This window comes from Microcoleus sp. Pol12A5 (genome assembly GCF_036701435.1).
GTDB lineage: Bacteria > Cyanobacteriota > Cyanobacteriia > Cyanobacteriales > Microcoleaceae > Microcoleus.
Map to the genome: position 1 here is coordinate 47153 of NZ_JAUBQU010000018.1, position 21044 is coordinate 68196.

17 protein-coding genes are annotated in these 21044 nt (G+C 46.0%); 10 read left to right on the forward strand and 7 right to left on the reverse strand.

What is annotated here, in order from left to right; all coding sequences use genetic code 11:
• The first annotated feature begins 64 nt into the window (after positions 1-64).
• Positions 65-1222, forward strand: coding sequence for a tetratricopeptide repeat protein (locus QUA45_RS07460; RefSeq protein WP_333098923.1), 1158 nt, complete (start codon positions 65-67; stop codon positions 1220-1222).
• A 105-nt stretch (positions 1223-1327) separates the two neighbouring features.
• Here QUA45_RS07460 and QUA45_RS07465 read toward each other — a convergent pair whose 3' ends face one another.
• The gene (locus QUA45_RS07465; RefSeq protein ID WP_333098926.1) at positions 1328-1780 is read right to left on the reverse strand and encodes a hypothetical protein; all 453 of its coding nucleotides are present in this window, start codon (positions 1778-1780) and stop codon (positions 1328-1330) included.
• A gap of 317 nt (positions 1781-2097) precedes the next feature.
• Here QUA45_RS07465 and QUA45_RS07470 point away from each other — a divergent pair, with 317 nt between their 5' ends.
• Both QUA45_RS07470 and QUA45_RS07475 read left to right on the forward strand, forming a co-directional pair.
• Complete coding sequence (locus tag QUA45_RS07470; protein WP_333098928.1) at positions 2098-2715, forward strand: triacylglycerol lipase; 618 nt, start codon at positions 2098-2100, stop codon at positions 2713-2715.
• A gap of 2 nt (positions 2716-2717) precedes the next feature.
• Positions 2718-3329: an alpha/beta fold hydrolase gene (locus QUA45_RS07475; protein WP_333098930.1), complete on the forward strand. Its 612-nt coding sequence runs from the start codon at positions 2718-2720 to the stop codon at positions 3327-3329.
• Positions 3330-3453: 124 nt separating this feature from the next.
• On the opposite strand, the gene QUA45_RS07480 is transcribed toward QUA45_RS07475, so the two are convergent.
• Entirely contained in the window at positions 3454-3885 is a 432-nt protein-coding gene (locus QUA45_RS07480) for a VOC family protein (protein ID WP_333098932.1), read from the reverse strand.
• An 11-nt stretch (positions 3886-3896) separates the two neighbouring features.
• Here QUA45_RS07480 and QUA45_RS07485 point away from each other — a divergent pair, with 11 nt between their 5' ends.
• A complete protein-coding gene (locus tag QUA45_RS07485) occupies positions 3897-4709 on the forward strand; it encodes a TIGR00297 family protein (protein WP_333098934.1) in 813 nt (270 codons plus the stop codon).
• A gap of 175 nt (positions 4710-4884) precedes the next feature.
• Here QUA45_RS07485 and hetR read toward each other — a convergent pair whose 3' ends face one another.
• From hetR to QUA45_RS07500, 3 genes are all read right to left on the reverse strand, one after another.
• Positions 4885-5790, reverse strand: coding sequence for a heterocyst differentiation master regulator HetR (hetR, locus tag QUA45_RS07490; RefSeq protein ID WP_333077431.1), 906 nt, complete (start codon positions 5788-5790; stop codon positions 4885-4887).
• 851 nt (positions 5791-6641) lie between these two features.
• Complete coding sequence (gene patX, locus QUA45_RS07495; protein WP_333098936.1) at positions 6642-6869, reverse strand: heterocyst-inhibiting protein PatX; 228 nt, start codon at positions 6867-6869, stop codon at positions 6642-6644.
• Positions 6870-6965: 96 nt separating this feature from the next.
• Positions 6966-8768: an FAD-dependent oxidoreductase gene (locus tag QUA45_RS07500; RefSeq protein ID WP_333220122.1), complete on the reverse strand. Its 1803-nt coding sequence runs from the start codon at positions 8766-8768 to the stop codon at positions 6966-6968.
• A 300-nt stretch (positions 8769-9068) separates the two neighbouring features.
• Here QUA45_RS07500 and cysC point away from each other — a divergent pair, with 300 nt between their 5' ends.
• The 5 genes from cysC (at position 9069) to QUA45_RS07525 (ending at position 17426) form a co-directional block, all read left to right on the forward strand.
• Positions 9069-9599, forward strand: coding sequence for an adenylyl-sulfate kinase (cysC, locus tag QUA45_RS07505; protein WP_333220132.1), 531 nt, complete (start codon positions 9069-9071; stop codon positions 9597-9599).
• Between the two features lie 37 nt (positions 9600-9636).
• Positions 9637-11235: an SLBB domain-containing protein gene (locus QUA45_RS07510; RefSeq protein WP_333098939.1), complete on the forward strand. Its 1599-nt coding sequence runs from the start codon at positions 9637-9639 to the stop codon at positions 11233-11235.
• Between the two features lie 143 nt (positions 11236-11378).
• On the forward strand, positions 11379-13703 hold the full coding sequence (locus QUA45_RS07515) for a polysaccharide biosynthesis tyrosine autokinase (protein ID WP_333098942.1): 2325 nt from the start codon (positions 11379-11381) through the stop codon (positions 13701-13703).
• Between the two features lie 573 nt (positions 13704-14276).
• Positions 14277-15644, forward strand: coding sequence for an NAD-dependent succinate-semialdehyde dehydrogenase (locus QUA45_RS07520; protein WP_333220124.1), 1368 nt, complete (start codon positions 14277-14279; stop codon positions 15642-15644).
• 144 nt (positions 15645-15788) lie between these two features.
• Positions 15789-17426 carry an acetolactate synthase large subunit gene (locus tag QUA45_RS07525; protein WP_333098945.1) on the forward strand — a complete coding sequence of 546 codons (1638 nt, stop codon included), beginning with the start codon at positions 15789-15791 and terminating at the stop codon, positions 17424-17426.
• 1193 nt (positions 17427-18619) lie between these two features.
• On the opposite strand, the gene QUA45_RS07530 is transcribed toward QUA45_RS07525, so the two are convergent.
• Together QUA45_RS07530 and argB are read right to left on the reverse strand one after the other, a co-directional pair.
• Positions 18620-18811 carry a DUF4926 domain-containing protein gene (locus QUA45_RS07530; RefSeq protein ID WP_333220126.1) on the reverse strand — a complete coding sequence of 64 codons (192 nt, stop codon included), beginning with the start codon at positions 18809-18811 and terminating at the stop codon, positions 18620-18622.
• Between the two features lie 234 nt (positions 18812-19045).
• A complete protein-coding gene (gene argB, locus QUA45_RS07535; protein WP_333034924.1) occupies positions 19046-19957 on the reverse strand; it encodes an acetylglutamate kinase in 912 nt (303 codons plus the stop codon).
• 250 nt (positions 19958-20207) lie between these two features.
• Between argB and QUA45_RS07540 the strand changes: the two genes are divergently transcribed.
• Complete coding sequence (locus tag QUA45_RS07540) at positions 20208-20999, forward strand: HAD family hydrolase (RefSeq protein WP_333098948.1); 792 nt, start codon at positions 20208-20210, stop codon at positions 20997-20999.
• Positions 21000-21044: the final 45 nt, after the last annotated feature.

The window sequence follows — 21044 nt, forward strand, 5'->3', positions numbered from 1 at the left end:
TAACCACTAGCTAAACCAACCAAACATCAGCCAAGATAGAAATAACGCCATTGCCACAACCGCCATGACAGACATCAACCAAATAGCCGCCGCCCTAGAGGGTAAAAACTACAAACAAGCTGCCCAACTCATCAAACAACTACAAAAAGAATCCCCCGAAAATCCGTGGGTACAATACTATATCGCCCGCTACTACGAACTCACCAACAACCTCGAAAAAGCGCAAACAACCTATAAACAAATACTCCGCGACATCACCAACCCCAAAATCGTCTCCCAGACCCGCCAAGCTATTCAACGGATTGAAACCGCACAACAAAACCTCCGCCAACAAGCCATAGAAACCGCCAAAAACGACCCCAGCAACCTCGAGCCCGGACTCCTCATCCTCGAACCCGTGAGTCCCGAAAACAAACCCGCCGCCATTCAAAATATCAGCAGAATCTTTAAAATCGACGCCTACACAACCCGGATGCAAATCCAAAGCCGCGGCTGGAGACTCTACAAAACTGGCCCCATCGCCGAACTCCGAATTTACGGTCAAGAACTCCTCAAAGCCGCCATTCCCGTATTTTGGGCAACCCTAAGCGATATTCAAAAAATCCAAATCTTCCGAGTGCAGCACTTCCAGTCTCTCTCTTCCCCAGCCGTTGTTTGCAAAGATCAACTCGATCGACTCGGTGCGATCGAATTTAACTGGTCAGAAGTTACCCAAAGAGTAGAAGGCTTGTTGCCGATGTTCATCGAAGTCATGGACTACTCCCCCAACCGAAGAAAGGAGCAATTTCGCCACCGAGAAATCAGGCAAGATTACGCTCAAATCTGTGACTTACACATTCCCAGCAGAAACTGCATTCTGCGAATTTGCGACCAAAGTTACGAATTTCAACAAGGAGTTGATTTCACCAAAGCTTCGGCTGAGATCCCCACTTCACCGAACCCCAAAAACAAAACATCCAGAGTCAAAAACTCTCAACAAATTCCTCAAAGTACCACCCGAATTAACTGGAATCACTTACTGGAAATATTCGATCGCCAGCTTGACGTTACAGTTTGGTCAGAATTTACGCCCTTTGCCGAGACAGTGCTCGATTACACTAATATGTTGAGCAAGATCGAATCTCATATAGAAGTCGAGCGCAAATCCGAAACTCCTTGGGACTCAGCTTTTCAGCTATATAGCGGATTAGCCTTCCTCAGAAATGAAAAAAATAGGGAATAGAATAAAGAGTTAAAATTAAAAATGAGGAATGCCATTTTTTTTATTTTTAACCCCAGCATTTGGAGTTATCCAATGCCCAATTCCCTATTATCAATTCCCAACTTCCTATTTCGTTTTCACCTGACGAGCCATTTCCCGGAAATTGTTCATGCTGGGGCCAGGGGTTCGACGACTTCCATTTGGTGTCGGCATTAAATTATTAGGAGCAAAAGTCCGATTCGGTTCAGCTTGACTCGGCACTTTTCCGTTAGTTGCTGCCACTGCAGGTACCTTCACGGGTTCCGGAGTATTAGCAGGAACGCTAGCGACTGGTTCCTTTTCTTTCTTAGACTTTTTCTCTACCTTAGCCTTTTTAGCAGGTTCAGACTTCTCAGACTTCTCAGACTCAACTTTTGCCGGTGCGATCGCAACAGGCTCAGCCTTCGCAGGCGCAACTTTTGCTGGTTCCTTAGCTCCAGATTCGCCCAAATCTAGGAAATATTCTGACTTTTTCAAGCCCAAAAGTCTGGCGAAAAATCCGAAAATACCCCCGAAGAAATTTTTGATAAAACCAAACATTAGACTTACTCCTTTTGTTCTTTTAGAGAAATTTGTACAAGCTTGTCAACAAAGTTAGATTACGAGCTAGAGCAACCTTTGTCTACATTTCTTAATCAAAATTTACATTTGGCTGTATTTAAGCTACCTCATCAAAGCAAATTTTAAGTATAAATACTAGCCTTGCTTTGCACTTATTTACAAGTATCTCAGAATTTGTTAGCGATTCCCACTAATTGTCGATCGTACCTCGATCCGATTCACTAGCTGTCCTAGTAGTGGTAAAACTCCCTAGGGGAGTGATTTATGCTGTAATCACCAAGCAATTTTCCAGCAAAATGAACAGTTCGCTCGATCGCAATCCGGTCATCCTCCTACACGGCATCTGGGACACAAAGATTATTTTCAACACAATGTCCGCCCGCCTCACCGAACTCGGATGGTCAGTCTACAGCCTCAACCTAACCCCCAACGACGGCAGCCTCGGGCTCGACTTACTGGCCAAGCAACTCGCAGACTACATCTCTGAAACCTTCGATCCACAACAGCCTTTAGACATAGTAGGCTACAGCATGGGTGGCATCGTCAGTCGCTACTACGTCCAGCGACTCGGAGGAATCAACCGCGTACAGCGTTTCATCACCCTATCTTCCCCCCACCACGGCACCCTCACCGCTTATTCCCTACGCCTACCAGGATACCTGGATATGCGCCCCGATAGTGGCTTGCTGCGCGATTTAAATCAAGATGTGACAATGCTCAAACGCATAAACTTTACATCAATGTGGACCCCATTTGACATAATGATTGTACCGGCGAACAGCTCCCAAATGCCAGTAGGTAAAGAAGTTAAAGTCAACGTTTTGCTGCACCGCCAAATGGTAACAGAACCCCAAAGTATTAACGCATTAATTGAAGAACTAAAAGCACCTATTGAAAATAAAATTTCCACTTAAAAATGAATAGCAATTTCAGTCGCAACCCCGTCTTGCTAATTCACGGAATCTTCCGCAAATCGGGAATTTTTTACAAAATGTCTGCCTACCTAACTCAACTGGGATGGTCAGTTTACACCCTCAATCTCTCGCCTCATTGGGGCAATGCCAGCATAGACGAATTAGCCCAACAACTAGCAGATTATATAGACAAAAAATTTGCACCAGAACAACATTTAGATATAGTAGGATTGAGCATGGGCGGTTTAGTAACTCGCTACTACCTGCAAAGGTTAGGCGGGATTAACCGAGTCCAGCGCTTTATTGCCATATCTTCTCCTCACAGCGGTACTTGGATGGCTTATACTCTCTGGGGAAAAGGCTGCGTTCAAATGCGTCCTGGCAGTGCTTTTTTAGAAGATTTAAATCGAGATGCTGCCTTGTTGCAAAAGCTCAATTTTACTTCGATTTGGACAGATTGGGATTTCATCATTGTACCTGCTTCTAGTTCCCAAATAGCTGCTGCCAAAGAAGTAAAATTGTCTGTTTTCGCCCATGCCATGATGGCGAGAAGTTCCAGCAGTTTAAAAGCTGTCGCTGAAGCACTTTCAGAACCCTTGAAAGTTCATGATTGACCGTTTGATTCATTCTTGTATAATGTCAACTTTTGTAGGGCAGGTTTGACCTACAGTAATTGCCTAAAACCAACAATTTCCTAAACCCGCCCCCACAGGATGCAAATCGCTACCGGACTAAATATCAAACAGCATCCCCAACTTCAGCGTATTCGCTGCGACCAAAAATTGCTTCAGCTTCACAATAATACTTGAACTCAAGTATATTGTGGAAAGGGTCTTCTAAGAAAAAAGTACGGTGTTCTGTAGGCAAACCGACAAATCGCCGTCTCGGTTCTTGATAGAAATTTAAGTTGTTTTGCTGGGCTTTTTCTAGCAACGCTTCCCAGTCAGCTTCGGAAGTAAAAATTAACCCAAAATGCCGGGGATAGATGCCTCGCTGAGGCGTCAAAGGTTCGCGGCTGACGTGGGCGACAATTTGATGGCCGCACAAACCCATAATCGCAGAATTAGGCGATTCGCGACCTAGTTCGCAGCCGAGCCCGTCTACGTAGAACGCTTTTGTTTGGGCAATATCGGTCACGGGGAAGGCAAGATGAAATAAGACTTGGTTCATGGAGGTACTAAATGCAGAATTCAGAATTGTTCTTTAATTATTTATCTTGGTCTAATCCTTGGTTGGTGGCGATCGCCCTAAATACAGTTTTACTCGCGATCGCCACCATTGCTCCTAAAAAATTGCTCACTCCCGCTGGCCAATTTCACGGCTGGGTATTGGGCGTGCTCATTTGGGGGTGTTTGGGATGGCAAGGCTATGCTGTGGTGATGTTTTACTTTCTTGTCGGATCGGGAGTTACCCGCATCGGCAAAGCCCAAAAAGAAGCAGAAGGCATAGCGGAAAAGCGTTCAGGCGCTCGAGGCCCGGAAAATGTCTGGGGTTCGGCTTTAACCGCTACTCTTTGCGCTTTGGGAGTTTTGGCATTATCTATTTTAGGAGAGACAGGCAAGATGTCTGTGCCACAAGATGCTATTTCCCTGTTATTGCTGGGTTACGCGGCGAGTTTTTGCACTAAACTTTCCGATACCTGCGCTAGCGAAATCGGCAAAGCTTACGGCAAACGGACTTTTTTGATTACCAGCTTGCAGCCTGTACCTAGGGGTACGGAAGGGGCCGTAAGTTTGGAAGGAACGATCGCAGGTATTGTCGGCTCAATTCTGATCGCACTTTTGAGTTGGACCGTTGGTTTAATAGACTTGACAGGAATTGTTTTTTGTGTTATTTCAGCTTTTATTGCCACGAACATCGAGAGCGTGATTGGGGCGACGGTGCAATCAAAGTTCGAGTGGCTGACAAACGAGGTGGTAAATTTTTTTAATACACTCATAGGAGCGATCGCAGCGATCGTTTTAGCGGCCACCTGGAGAGCTTTTTTAGCTTAATTAATGCTGGACGCATTTGCGACCTAAGAAACCGGGTTTATTACGATAATTCAAGGCATTAACGCAGTATTTTTCCACAGAAACCCGGTGTCTGCCTCGCGAGCTATCAGCTATTAATCATTAGTCATTAGTCTCCCGCAATCAACTCATGACTAATGATTAATAGTTAATCAAACTAAGCGTCGTCTTGCGGTCCAAAAACCATTTGTAAAATCATCGTCGGTTCGCCCCGCTTGTGATAGCGATCAGCCCAATTGCGAATAATTTCATCTAATTCCTCAAGGGCTTGGTCGAGGCGTTCCGGCGGAATATCCAAAGTCTCCATAATTCGCATCACATTCGGTTGTTTTTCCGCCCAATCCTTCATCAGCCGGAAATATCTAGCCGTATCCTCCACCATAGTAAATGTTCGCTCTTCCTGCTCTGCGGGAGAGTAAGTAGCGCGAGTGAGGGCATAAAACGGCATTCCCCAAGGAGAATCAATACGAGTAACTGTCCCAGAATAGATCAAGCGCCGCTTAATGTGTTCTGCTAGAGCTTCGCTCAAAGGCATTCGCCTTTCTGGAGACATATCTTCTTGCGATCGCCTGTGCAGAAACTCTATCAATTCCATAAACTGAAAAGAATTGATCAGTTGAGCGTCTGGCGGATTCGGAGGAATCTTGCCTTCGAGATATTTTTTTTCATCTACAGTCAAATTGTTTCCCGGAATGCGAGGGCGTCCCGGCATCCAACCATACTGTTCTAACCAGACATAAGGAAACTGAATCAAATACCTAGGTTCTTGCGAACCCAACATTTTCAGAAGTTTTCCCTGAGTCAGAGCTTCCCGGACTTCTTCAACAATCACCTTCACTCGTTTAGGCTCAATGTGATGCAAGTGTCCGGTCATCCGCAGGTTGTTGTCCTGCTCCATATAAGTCATATAAATGGCACACTTAGCCGCCGTTGCGGCCGCGTCTAGAAACGCCCCGTGCCTGTGCCCACTGGTTCTCATGGCGCTAAACGCCAGATATAGCATGATCTGATCCATTGCACTAGGGCTGAGGCTTTTGACCAGATCCAAAGAGTCATTTTTCATCACTATCCCCGAAATAGCCAAATTAGGAGGCATTTTGTTATCCTCCATTAAATTATTGCGAGAGCGCCGAATCAAGCATAGCCGACTGTCGCCGGAAAGCTTGCCAGCTACCCTAATATTCAGGTTAGTTAATTTCCCTGAGGTAACAGGGGCATGGGCTTAAAGGCTATCCACACCGCATAAGTGGTTCTTATTGGTGGCCAATTTAAGTAGATTGCTGCACCCTCTGCGCTGACAGTTTACCTATATAAGTTAGTTATCGCACGTTTATTATAGTGCAGCCGTTGAAAATTAAACCCTACCTGTGGGGGGGAGAAGGTAAATAACTGTTGCGCTCCCAGGAATTTGAGGCGACTCCGAGCTCCTAATTCTTGAATAGTCATGGATGCCGAAACCAAGTTCGATCGACTAAAATAAGGCTGTTGCATAATTGGGGGAAAATTTTGATGGTTTTGTGGGATGGGATCTCGTAGGCCGTCTGCTGTATTTTCACAGCAGGCGGGATACCCCACAAGAATCGTCCTCAAATTGTGCAATGCCAAAATAAGGCTTAGATCGCGAGGGATATCGGTTCAAAAACCCAGACGATCGGAGGCCTGTGGTTAGTTACTGTTTAATTGAAGCGTTTTCAATACAAAACCGCCACATACTAGAATCTATCTCTAGGCAGATGGCGGTTCCCCGTTTATATGCTAACATTTATCACACAAAAAAGAATCTCCTCAGAACTGTCCACAAAAAGTGCAGTTGTCGCTTAACCTGAAAAACTAGAATCCCAGAAAATCCGATCGAGTGCTCAAATGAACGGCCCGAAGCAACTCAGTTGTGGTAATCACTTGCGTCCAGTGCGATTAGAAATCTTGTAGCGGATGAGTGTAAACATTAGGCTCAGTAAAATTTCTGCGTCCGCTGCCCCTCTCAGGACCGCGCTCACCCTTTTGTTGAGTTTGGGCTGACAACATATATTGGGCGGTGGCAGTTGCGACAATGGGGAGCGAAGATTCAAAAGCTTGAGCGGCGCTGGCACTCAAGGTAATGCCCAACAGGCTCAGTAAAGCAATTGCAGTGTAGGTTTGCATGGGTAGTATCCGTGTCAGTGTCTATTACGTGATACGGACTTGCCCCGATCGATCAGGATAGATATCTGTGCAATTTTCGGATCTGTGCAAAAAACCTTACGTCTTCAATTCTACTGCTCCCGCCAGCAGCCAAGCGCCTGCCGAATTCAGCCTGCCCCATACTGTCAGAGGCTTTTCGGTTTCGCAATTGTGTAAAAATCTGTCGGTTTCCGAGTCCAAAGTCACGAGTTGCCAAGTTTGACCGGCTAAGGATGCAGGGCTTGTCAGCGTTAGTGTCCAGTCTTGTTCGCCGAGGCGGCGGAAAATGCCAGAAAATTGGCTGTGGGTATTTGCTGTTTGACTGCTTGGTTTCTCTACTGACTCCTCACATTCGCCGCTGGCGGGATATGCTTCAGGCCGATCGAGATAATAGCGCTGGCAATCGAGCCAGTCCGATCGCCCCCGTGTCAAATTAAATAAAGGAATAACTGCCGCACTCGCCTCGGAATCTTGCAGCAAAGCTTCCTGCAAAACTCTCACCGGCAACTCTCGCGGCTGACATCCAGATTCCGCGCACAAAGCCGCCGCCATCCCCGCCGCCTGTCCAATATTCATTACCGTCGGTTGCAAGCGAGTTGCACCGTTGGCGATGTGAGAGACGGAAATATTTTTTTCGCAGACTAGCAAACCGTCTGTACTCGCAGGAATTAGGGCGCTGTAAGGAATGGTAAACGGAGTTCCCGTCCAGCGGCCCCCCCAGCGGATGGATTTTGGCTGCAAGGGAATGTCGCCACTGGGGTAGTGGTGGTCGTTGGCATAATTCCCGATCGCAATTGTTTCACAAATGCCCTGATAATTTATCGGCAACTTCGCGACTCTTCCACCGGCAATAGGCAAAATATCTTGTTCTCTGACTGTACTTATCCCTCGCAAGCGCCGACTTTCTCGGTAATAAGGATGTAAGGCAAAGGAAGAAAGAAGGGAAGAATTTTGTTGATTGTCGATCGTGGACATCGGGAAAATGTTCTGTGCTAAGCCGTAGCGGGGGCCGAGTTCCGTTTGAATGAAGCGGGCAAAACTTTGAGTGTGCCACACACTTTCTTGCAGGAATTCTTGTCGAGATGCTTCAGATTTAATGAGTCGATCGACCCCTTCACCATAATCATTACCTCGAATCGGCCAATTAATCATCAACAATCCGCCCGGAAGCCTGCCGTAATTGAGAAATTGTTCGGGAGTGTAACTGTCCCAAGCACCGATAAATTGATCGGGATTTTCAACAGGCGGCGCGGGAATTTCTGGGCCGGCCCCACCTTTACCAAAATCCTGCATGATGGCCACCCAAGTCGGAGCTTGCACCGAATAGCTCTCTGTGAGAGTATTAGACGCAGCCGGCGCGCTGGGTTCTCCCCACTCGGCTTGGAATTCCCAACCCCAGCGGTGTCCAACCTCCGCTAAAGCCAGCAAATCTCCCAATTCCGTTGCATCCAAAGTGATTTTGGCCGAAACCGTAAAATCTGCAAATTGAACGCCATAAATGCGATCTCCTTCATACAGCACATCGTGAGCTTTTTGTTCCGAAATCCAGTGTAAGTTCGGCAAACATTTAACCCAATCAGCGAAAATTTCAGCACCGATGCGGGGATCGTAAGTAAAAAAACTTACCCAGCCCCAATCCAAACCTCCCGGCTGTCGCTGCTGGAGTTCCCGCAAAAATGCGCCCCACAAACCGGTTTGAAAAGCTGCTAATTCATTGCCATCGGGGGCAGAAACGCCTGCTGCAGTCAGCATTCCTCCCAGCCAGGGGAATTCGCTTACTAAAATAGTTTTGGCACCTCGGCGGGCGGCTTGCACGGCTGCAGCGGTGCCGCCGGTGCCGCCACCGACTACCAAAACATCTGCTTTTAAGACCGAAGACATGGGCAATACCATTTTAGATTTTAGATTAAGGCAATCGGGGCGCTACGGATAGATATTCGGCGTTGGCGATCGCGAAGTGAATTTTACTTTGTAAAGACTTGACAAATAATAAATGGGGAATTATACAACGAGCGCACACTTTTATTACTAAATGACTGCATGAGCGATCGCAACTTTTGATTTGTCATTGTGTGCGCGCAAATATTTGCAATTTGACAGCGCGAATAACGATAATAGAAAAAAGGGAACAGCATCTATAAAGTTTTACGTCTTAAAAGTTTCCGAGTTACTAATAAACGGCTGAAAATGGAAAAAGGTTTTATTTTGTGGTTCACCGGGCTGAGCGGTTCCGGCAAGACAACTATCACCAAAGCTCTGGAACCCGAATTGAAGGCAAGAGGTTGCAAAGTTGAAATATTGGATGGAGATGTCGTTCGCACCAACTTGTCAAAAGGTTTGGGATTTAGCCAAGAAGACCGAGATACTAATATTCGGCGGATTGGATTTGTAGCTCACCTGCTGAGCCGCAATGGAGTAGCCGTAATGACTGCAGCTATTAGCCCCTACAGAGCAATTCGCGACGAAATTAGAGCAATGGAGCCCAATTTTGTTGAAGTATATATCACCGCGCCGTTAGAAGTGTGCGAAGGTCGCGATGTCAAGGGACTATACGCTAAGGCCAGAGCAGGAGAAATTAAGGGTTTTACGGGAATTGACGATCCTTATGAAGAACCGCTCAATCCTGAGATTATTTGTTACACAGAGCGAGAAACTGTGGAAGAGAGTGTTAAAAAAGTTCTAAGCAAGTTAGAAGAGTTGGGTTACATTTGATGGTGGCGGGGTAGGAAGCGGATAGGGGCAAAAGGCGATGGTGAGCAAAAACTATTCAAAATTCAATACTGTCAAAGGTTTCACGGTCAAATTTTTAACAGTGTCAGCGCTGGCTGCAGGTTCATCTCCGGGGATGGCTCAGTTTTTGCCTCCTCCTCCTGCTTTCTCTCCTCCTCCTCCTCCTCCTGGTTCTGCTGTTCCCGTACCCATGCCTCCTGTTCAGGGATTTCCGGCGATTCCGGCAAGTGAACCTTCAAGTGTACGATCGGAAGTTTACACTTTAGGCGCGGGCGATCGTATCCAAATGGACATCTTCAACGTCCCAGAATACAGCGGGCCCAACGGTCAACACCAAGTACAGGCCGACGGTTCCCTGAGTTTGCCGTTAATTGGCAGCGTTTCGGTGTACGGGATGACCCTAGAACAAGCTTCTAATGCTGTTAAAGACAAATACGGCAAATACCTCAAACGTCCTTGGATTACCCTCAAACTGCTGGCAGCGCGTCCTTTGCAAATTGCGATCGCGGGCGAAATTAACCGCCCCGGAGCCTATACAATATCCTCAGCAGCAGGCCCCGGAGGCACAGCAGAGCAAATGGGAACTCAAATGCCAACGATATCGCGGGCTCTGCGAATGGCCGGCGGAATTACGCAGTCAGCAGACGTGCGGCAAATCAAAATCCGCCGCCCCCAGCGCAACGCACCTGAACAAATTATTAGTGTGGATTTGTGGGAATTATTGCAAAACGGCGATTTGCGAGCAGATATGACTTTGCGCGACGGCGATACTATATTCATTCCCACTGTAACTAGCCTCAACCGCCAAGAAGCACCGACTTTAGCAGTAGCTAACATTACCGGACAAAGCACTCAACCAATTAATATTGCTGTGGTGGGCGAAGTAACTCGCCCCGGTACTTATACTTTGGCAAAAGAGGCTCAAAGTAGGGTACAAGAGAATGAAATGGGTGAAAATTCTGGTTTGTTTGCTGCCAGCGAAACCAACAGCGGGGAAACAGTTTTGCAGCAAACTGTAACGAGGGCAATTAAAATGGCCGGCGGCATTACGCCGGTAGCTGATATCAGACAAATACAAGTTCGCCGCCTGACACGGGCGGGTACAGAGCAAATTATTAATGTGAATTTGTGGCAACTTTTGGAAGGGAGAGATGTATCCCAAGATTTAGCGCTGCAACAGGGAGATACGGTAATCGTTCCCAAAGCCGAAGATATCGAGGGAACCCAAGATGAACAAGTGGCTAATTCTAATTTTTCACCTGATACGATTAAGGTGAACATTGTGGGAGAAGTCGTGAAGCCAGGAGCGATTGCGGTGGTTCCCAACACTACTTTAAATCAAGCGCTCGTAGCAGCGGGAGGTTTTAATAAAGCGCGCGCTCAAATGGATTCGGTGGATTTAATTCGCCTCAATCCTAACGGCACAGTTTCCCAGCTAACTGTTAAGGTTAATTTTTCTGCAACTGCCAATGAAGAAACTAATCCCAAACTAAAAAATAATGATGTAATTATGGTAAGGAGATCGGGTCGCGCTACGTTCTCGGATAATGTAGGGGGGACTCTTGCTCCTCTCAGCCCGCTGTTAGGAATATTTCGGTTGTTCGATATTTTTCGGTGATTTGAATAGACTGGCATTAACACGTCAGAAACCCGCTTTCTAGAAAAAATAGCGGTTTGGTAATGAAATATCTAGGAATCAACAGGTTTCCTGAAACTCCGCCAGCGGTACAGACGTTTAAACTAATAAGTTGTAGAAATCAAATGAAACCAGGGAAACAATCTCAAGTAGCACTGTTTAATCATAAAAAAGCCGCTGATCTGCAAAAAATTTCTTCCGGGCTTTATGCAGAAGATCAATTTTTAGGCAGAGAGAAAACCGAGGCAGAAGAGTTAAGTTTTTGGGAAGTTTGCCGCAGTCGCTCTATCTTAGTCATCGGCGTAGCAGCGGCAGTAACCACCGGGGTTTTCGCCTGGACACTGAATCAAAAAAACGAGTACGAAGGGCGCTTTCAATTATTAGTAGAACCCGCGGTTACGCAAAATACTTTAGCAAAAATCTACTCCGGTGAGCTGAAACTGCAACCAGCGGCCCCGGCGACCGAAGAAAAGGGCGGTTTTGACTACGAATCCCAAATTCAAGTTTTGCAAAGCCCGCAAGTAATGTCGCCGATTATTAAACAGTTGCAGGCTAAGTATCCCGAAATAAATTACAGCTATCTCTTGAACCAAAAAGCAGATAATTTGCCGTTTTCTCAAGAAACCAGGCTGTCAATTAATCGCTTCAAAAATACCAAGATTATCGAAGTTAGATATCGGGATTATGACCCGAAAAAAATTCAGTTTGTTTTGGAAAAAGTTGCGCTTGGCTACCGCAACTACAGCGTGCAAGATACCACAACTCAAATTAGTCAGACTCTGGATTTTGTGAAATCGCAAATTCCCAACCAGCGAAAGCGTCAACAAGCTCTGCAAACAGAAATTCAAAAGTTGCGGCAGCAGTACAATTTCATCGATCCGCAAATTCAAACCCAACAACTCGCGCAGCAAATCAGCCAACTTCAAACGCAAAGATTGGACGCGCAAACGCAGCTCAATCAGCAGAGATTGCTCTATTCCAATCTGCAAAATCAGCTCGGACTGAACCAGAAGCAAGCGCTGATGGCCTCGGCTCTGAGTCAAGCTCCCCGCTATCAAGCGATGCTGACTCAATTGCAGCAATTAGAAGGGCAAATTGCGATTAACTCGGCTACGTTTACAGACGAAACTCCGCAAATGCAATTGTTGCGAGAACAGCGCAAAAACCTGATTCCTTTATTGAAGAAAGAAGCCCAACAGGTTCTGGGAACTGATTTGGCTAAGGTAAATTCGCAAGTGCTGGCTTTTCAAGATCCGGTTCGGATTAAGTTAATTGAGCAGTTTATTGGTACTGCTAATTTAATTCAGGTGCTGGGCGTGCGGAATCAAGTTTTGGAACAAGCTGCTAAGCAGTTGAATCAATACTCTCAAGGATTACCGGTGATTTTGCGGCGCTATTCGGATTTGCAGCGCGAGTTGGATTTGACTAACAATACGCTGAATGGTTTGCTGGCAAAACAGCAAGCTTTGCAGCTTGAAGCTGTGGGCAAAAAAGAGGTGGCTTGGGAAGTTATTGCTAAGCCGGAAATTCCGCGTTACAAAAATGGCGAGTTGATGGCTGTTGCTCCGATTATGCCTTTGAATTTGGCTTTGGGGGGATTGGCTGGTTTGCTGTTTGGTATGCTGGCGGCGCAGTTGGCGGAACGGTTTAAAAATAAAACGGTGTTCCAAACTCCAGAGGATGTCAAACAGTCGATTCGCCTGCCTTTGTTGGGGGTAATTCCTGCTAGCGATAAAATTTTGAGACTTCCTCCTGCTGAGACAAGCCCGGTGGATGTGGCAATTTCGCCGATGCCGACGGATGCTTTTCAAGAAGCTTTTCGATCGCTCAATGCGAATATTCGCTTACTCAACCTTGATACTCCCATCAATTCTTGTGTAATTACTTCTTGTCAAGTAGCTGATGGCAAGTCTACTGTAGCAGTCAATCTGGCGCGGGCAGCAGCAGCAATGGGCCAGCAAGTGCTGTTAGTTGATGCGGATTTGCGGCGCCCGCAGGTACACGAAATGCTGGGTTTACCGAATTGGCAAGGCTTGCACAATGCGATCGCGGATGATGTGGATGTGCAACAGTTGATTTTGCGATCGCCCCGCGATGAAAATTTGTTTGTGTTAACTTCCGGCCCGGTTCCTCTCGATCCCACAAAGGTGCTTTCTTCCCGAAAAATGCCTCATTTAATGGCAACTTTGTCAAATCATTTTGACTTAGTTATTTACGATACTCCACCGCTTTTAGGTTTGGCGGATGCGAATTTGTTGGCGGCTCACACTAACGGATTGATGCTGGTAGTGGGGCTGCATCAAACTGAGCGGGAGGCGCTGTTGTTGGCTTTTGAAGATTTAAAAATGGCTGGAATTCCGCTGTTGGGAATGGTGGCGAATAACGATAAAGGCAGCAGGTATTACTATCAGTCTTACGTGCAGGATTACGTCCAGGAACAGTCTGTTTGAGGGAGAGGAATTGAGAAATGTGTAATGGAACAGGCCGTCGGGTCTGTTCTTGAGAATGCAAGGCGGGCGTGACACCCGACAAGATATTTCATCCATCTTGCACCATTAGTTGTGAATAAAGCTGTCATATCAATTCCGGTTGCACTCCTCCGGAATAGTTGACTGTTGACTCTTGACTCTTGACTGTTGACTGTTGACGGGCGGGTCGAAAAACTGAATGGTTGAGTTTTAACTGTTGACTCGATTTTATTATTCCGATGCAACCGAAAACGATATCAGGGGCGGGGGGGACGCCCCACAAAAACATTTAACTTTTGTGGAACAGGCCGCCTCGCCTGTTCTTGAGATTTGTGCGTGATTTCAGAAAGACAAATTTTCTTAAGATTTGCGATCGAGACTCTGAACTATAATTAAAAATAGAGAAATTTAAACAAATCGCGGCACTTGCAACTTGGCAAGACCTGAAAGAAAACGTGGCCGGTAAATTCCTATTTTGTAATACCTTGATACAACTCCCTGCCTAGGCTGAAAACTAGCAGGGAGTTTTGTGTTTTTCACACAGGAGATGAAACAATGGCTATTGCTACTATCAACCCGGCAACGGGAGAAACGCTGAAAACTTTTGAGCCGATCGCGGATGAGGTGATAGAAGCTAAGCTGGAATTAGCACAGCAAGCTTTTAAAAAATACCGCCAACTGCCGTTTGAGCAGAGATCTCTGTGGATGCAGAAAGCAGCAGATATCTTGGAGCGCGATCGCGAAATTTACGCTGAAATGATGACCCTGGAAATGGGCAAAACGCTCAAATCTGCGATCGGCGAAGTGGAAAAATGTGCCTTAGTTTGTCGGTATTACGCCAAAAATGCCGCTCAATTTATGGCAGATGTACCGGCAACCACTGACGCTAGCAGCAGCTTTGTCCGCTACCAACCGCTGGGCCCTATTTTAGCCGTCATGCCCTGGAATTTTCCATTTTGGCAAGTTTTTCGGTTTGCGGCGCCAGCACTGATGGCGGGCAATGTCGGCTTGCTCAAACACGCTTCCAACGTGCCTCAGTGCGCTTTGAAAATCGAAGAAATTTTTACGCTTGCTGGCTTTCCCGAAGGAGTTTTTCAAACTTTGTTAGTCGGCGCCGACAAAGTAGCCGATATCGTTGCGGACGATCGTATAAAAGCAGCAACTCTTACCGGTAGCGAACCAGCGGGTGAAAGTTTGGCAGCAAATGCGGGGAAAAATTTGAAAAAAGTAGTGCTGGAATTGGGAGGGAGCGACCCATTTATTGTGATGTCCAGCGCCGATTTAGCAGCAGCTTTATCAACTGCTGTGACATCCCGGATGCTCAATAACGGTCAATCTTGCATCGCCGCCAAACGCTTTATTTTAGCAGAAGAGATTGCCGACGAATTTATCACAGGATTTGTCGAAAAATTCGAGCAATTAAAAGTAGGCGATCCGATGTTTCCCGAAACCGATATCGGCCCTTTAGCTACTCCCGCAATCCTCCAAGACTTGGACAATCAAGTACAAACTTGCATCCAATCGGGAGCAAAACTTCTGACAGGTGGCCACCCATTGTCAGAGAAGACCGGCAATTTCTACTTGCCAACTATTCTGGCAGACATTCCGCCGAATGCCTCTGCCCGTCAAGAAGAATTTTTCGGGCCTGTAGCTTTAGTATTCCGAGTTGCAGGCATCGATGAGGCCATCGAACTCGCAAATAGCACATCTTTTGGCTTGGGTGCGTCAGCTTGGACTACAGTAAACTCAGAGAGCGATCGCTTTATTTCCGAACTAGAGGCCGGCGCGGTATTCATCAACGGTTTAGTAAAATCCGACCCGAGATTGCCCTTCGGTGGCATCAAACGCTCCGGTTACGGACGCGAATTGAGCATCCAAGGAATTCATGAATTTGTTAACATTAAAACAGTGTGGGTGAAATAAGCTCCCACTCTATCAACCGATCGCACAAATCTACATAAGTCTGCGTTTATCTGCGTTTACCTGCGGTTAAAAATGTCCGTATAGTATTTTTGCGATCGGTTGAAAAAGACCAAAAACCCCCATTAACCGAGGAGAGAAACGGAAATGAACACAGCTCAACTATTGGTGAAATGTTTAGAAAATGAAGGCGTCGAATACGTCTTCGGACTTCCCGGAGAAGAAAATTTAGAAATTCTAGAAGCCCTGAGAAACTCTTCAATTAAATTTATTACTACTCGTCACGAACAAGGCGCGGCTTTCATGGCCGACGTTTACGGTCGTCTCACCGGCAAAGCCGGCGTTTGCTTGTCCACCTTGGGTCCAGGCGCAACTAACTTAATGACAGGAGTGGCTGACGCCAATTTAGACGGCGCTCCTTTAATAGCAATTACCGGACAAGTCGGCACAGACAGGATGCACATAGAATCGCACCAATATTTAGATTTGGTTGCCATGTTTGAGCCAGTTACTAAGTGGAATGCTCAAATTGTTCGCCCCAGCACGACGGCAGAAATTGTCCGCAAAGCCTTTAAAGTAGCTCAAAGTGAAAAGCCCGGAGCAGTTCACATTGACTTACCTGAAAACATCGCAGCAATGCCTGCTGAAGGAAATCCGCTCACCAAAGACAACCGCGAAAAAACTTTTGGCGCTTACCAAAGCTTGAATAAAGCTGCTGTGGCAATTTCTAAGGCTAAAAGTCCTCTGCTTTTAGTAGGAAACGGCGCGATCCGTGCTAACGCCAGCGATGCTTTGACACAATTTGCTACTCGATTGAATATTCCCGTAGCTAATACTTTCATGGGCAAAGGTGTAATTCCTTACACTCATCCTTTGGCACTGTGGACGACGGGACTGCAAAAACGGGATTATATTAGCTGTGCTTTTGAAGAAACGGATTTAGTGATTGCTGTTGGCTACGATTTGATTGAATATTCCCCGAAGAAGTGGAATCCAGAAGGAAAAATTCCGATTATTCATATTGGATCTTTGCCAGCAGAAATTGACAGCAGTTATATTCCTCTTATAGAAGTTGTGGGAGATATTTCTGATTCCCTCAATGAAATTTTGCAGCGTGCCGATCGCATGGAGAAAGTAGACCCTTTTGCTAAGCAATTGCGGGCGGATATTCGCGCTGGGTACGAACAATATGCAGCCGACGACGGTTTCCCGATCAAGCCACAAAAACTCATTTACGATTTGCGGCAAGTCCTGGGCCCGGAAGATATTCTGATATCTGATGTGGGAGCTCACAAAATGTGGATTGCGCGGCACTATCATTGCGATCGCCCGAATACCTGTCTGATTTCTAACGGATTTGCGGCGATGGGAATTGCGATTCCGGGTGCGGTGGCGGCAAAACTCGTTTATCCCGATCGCAAAGTAATAGCAGCCACCGGCGACGGCGGTTTTATGATGAACTGCCAAGAATTAGAAACTGCTTTGCGAGTCGGTACTAATTTTGTGACGCTGATCTTTAATGACGGCGGTTATGGGTTAATTGAATGGAAGCAGCAAGATTATTTTGGTCATTCAGATTTCGTCAAATTTGGCAACCCTGATTTTGTGAAATTTGCGGAAAGTATGGGTTTAAAAGGCTATCGAGTGGAATCTGCAACAGATTTAATTCCGATTCTGAAAGAAGCCCTTGCTCAAGATGTTCCTTGCGTTATTGACTGTCCGGTAGACTATCGGGAAAATGCGCGTTTCAGTCAATTATCGGGGGATATGAGTTGCAATTTGTAAGTTAAGCAATGAGTAAGATCCTGTCCGGCTAAAGCAACATAAATTCAGTTGGGGCGGGTACTGCGACCCGCCCCACAAGAACATTAATTTTTAGTGTCGGACTTAGTGTTAAATACTTCATCTAGATTGGAGTTTAGACTAAGCATAAATTGACTCCTGGTTACCGGAGTGAGATGTTAGTGAATTTAGAAATAGTTTTCAAGGTTAAGTTACGACTTTTGGTGATTTTTGGAACCGACCTTTAGCCTTTTTAATCACGGGATAGCGGCATCTTTGAGTACGAAGTTTACCTTCTGGGCATCCGGCACAATTTCCTCGACGTTTGGGAGCAACAGTGGGAGTCCCAATCCTGATTAAAAGTGGAAGAATCGATGGTGCAACCCTTCCAGGAGTCAATCCAGGAAGGGTCTTTTGCTAGGGAAGACGAATTTCCCTCACTACATCTTTAGACTTCTTGAAAAACCATCAAAGCCTCTGTATAGCTAAGCTCTAGGTCGTAAATGCAATCATCCTAAATTAGCTATAGCGATCCTTGCAGGAGTTGTAAATTTTCACCCCACCCCAACTCTCCCCGAACCCAAGGGGAGGGAGTAAGAAATTCACAAATGATTTAGGATTGCTATAGCAACTGAATATAAACGGTCTCTTGCAGATGTTCGTCGTGAAGGCAAAGCCTGGTTTCGCTGCTACTTTCAGTGAGGCAAAAGACATGAAAATTCGATAATCTCAAGGTCAAAGTGTATGGAACCATTCTGAGGGTTGGTGCTGCGATCCTCTTGACCCCATACCGCCCGGTCATATTGCCCTAGCCGGTGAAGCGACGGATATGGCACTTGTAGACTGCGATATCGAAGAAATTGGGGAAAAGGCAGGTTTTGATATTCAGTACAAAACACGGGAGTGAATGACTCGAAAGATTCATCTTTAACTTGTGTAACTCAGGCAAGTCGGCATTTATGAGGATTGGTCAAAGCTCGATCGCGATTTGGAAGTTTTGATTGCAGCCGACATCCCCTGTCATTTAAAATACTGACTTCGCACGATGACATCGATATGAAGCCTGTCACCCAATACCTCAAAGCAGTTTCCTAATGTTTTGGGTGTAGCGCAATTGTTCTTTTTCCTAAAGTACGCGCGTGCAAAGCTATCCCGTAGCGAATCGCCATTATCTAACTTCTATCCCCCTCGCTTTACTAAGCAACTGCCAGTTCATATTGCAGAACTAAAATTTCATCAGCTTTCAACATAGCCATAGCATATTCACTCCCTTGACTATCAGCAAACTCCAGTAAATACTGACATTCCTTTCCCGTCTCATACACTTCAACAATAGTTCCCACAAGTCTAACTGGTAAACTAGAAATAGATGCGTATTGTGGTTCCACTAGCGCTAATCGCGTATTTGAAATCGGCTTAAGAATCGCAACAGAATCCAAAACTCTCAAGTGTTCGATCGTAGTTTAAGAAAAGCTGAAATCCAACAACGGTTAGAATTAGTTGAAGTAAGTTCCCAGAAGTACCTTTTCAAGGTTTTTAGGGGCAGGTTTAGTTGGATATACGCGATCGCAGCGAGTTTACCCATTTCACGCACCCGCCCTCCCCACGCTAGGATTTACGCCTTACTTAGGCCTTAAGTTCGCGCTGCTAAACTCAGAAGCCACAATCATCGACCCAATCCCCGCATCCGTAAAGATTTCTTGCAGCAAAGCATGAGGAATTCGACCGTCAATAATGTGAGCACCCTTCACACCCTGAGCCAAACTCCGCACACAACAATTAACTTTCGGAATCATCCCCCCAGAGACAACTCCAGACTCAACCAACTCTCTTGCTTCTTGAATATCTAACTTAGCAATCAGACTATCCGGCTTGTGATAATCCTCTAAAATTCCCGCAGTATCAGTCATCAAAATCAACTTTTCTGCTCCCAAACCAGCCGCAATTTCCCCAGCTACCGTGTCAGCATTAATGTTGTAAGATTGACCGTTTTCATCGGCTGCCACGCTCGACACCACCGGAATATAACCGCTGTTCACCAAAGACTCCAAAATCTGGATTTTCACGCCGCTGACTTCACCAACAAATCCAATTCCTTCCCGGCCATCTGGACGAGCTTGAATCAGATTCGCATCCTTGCCACACAATCCCACTGCTTTGCCACCAGCTTGGTTGATTAACGAAACAATTTCCTTATTTACTTTCCCCACCAAAACCATTTCTACAACTTCCATTGTCGCCGCATCAGTCACTCTCAAACCATCCTTAAATTGCGGCTCAATTCCCAATTTTTCCAGCCAAATATTAATTTCCGGGCCGCCGCCGTGAACCACAACCGGACGCATCCCCACGCAAGCTAGCAGCACAATATCCCGAACCACCTTGTCTTTGAGATTGCTATCTTTCATCGCCGCACCGCCATATTTGACCACTATAGTGCGACCGGCAAAGTGTTGAATGTAAGGCAGTGCTTCGGACAGCACCTCTACTCGATTAGTGTCCGAATTCCTAACAAAATCGCTTTGTTTGAGCATGGGTAAATTACAAAAGACTAAAAACTTAATTCTAAACTTTAATGGCTAAAGCACATATTAACAGCCACAAAAATCACTTTTTCCCTGAATTTTATCGACGCGCAGGCTTGCTAGATCGCCTTTCTTGAGCCCCATCCTCAAAAAATTAATAGGTTTTTTTAATGAAATCATTAAAATTTTTGTATTATAACTTATACATTTTTTGCTACAGTCGAGAAATGTATAACTCCCTTGATTTACTTAACGTTTTATGTTAACTGCTGTCGCCCAAGACTCCGAAAACCTTCAGTACAAGCTACCATCAGAGGCTGACTCGTCCCCCCGGATGACGGTATTTTGCGATTTAGACGGGCCCATAGTCGATGTGTCCGATCGCTACTATGCCACCTATCAACAGGGATTGACCGACACTCAAGCAGCTTATCTTACTAGGGGAATCAACCTCAACCTTCAAATCCTCAGCAAACAGCAGTTTTGGCAAATGAAACAAAACCGAGTACCCGATGCTGAAATCGCTAAAAGTTCCGGCTTGTCGGGAGAAGAAATTCACGTTTTTCTTGGATGCGTCAGTCAGATTGTCAATCAGCCAGACTTGTTGCACTTAGATCGCATCCAGCCGGGAGTACAATGGGCGATCGGACTCCTGCACTCCCGCGGCGTGCGGCTGATTTTAGTCACCCTGCGACCGAGAAATCAAGCCGTTCAACTGTTACAAAATTACGGTTTAGCCAGACTGTTTACCAGCATTCGCGGAACTCAGATGGCGGATGCCGCCTATCACAACTATACAGCCTTAAAAACTGAATTGTTGGCTGAAGTTGCAGAAGAATTTGAGTCATCGCTGGGTTCGGCTTGGATGATCGGAGATACAGAAGCAGACATCCTCGCAGGCAAAGCATTGGGAATAACTACAATTGCCGTTACCTGCGGAATTCGTAGCCGCTATCAACTGCAAAAGCACCAGCCTAATTTCATTCTCAGCGATTTGATTATTGCCGTTCATCACTTATTAGGTTCGGGCCAACAAGTAATAGTAGAATGAGTACAGTTAACAGTAATTAGTGAACAGTTAACTGTTGACTGTTCA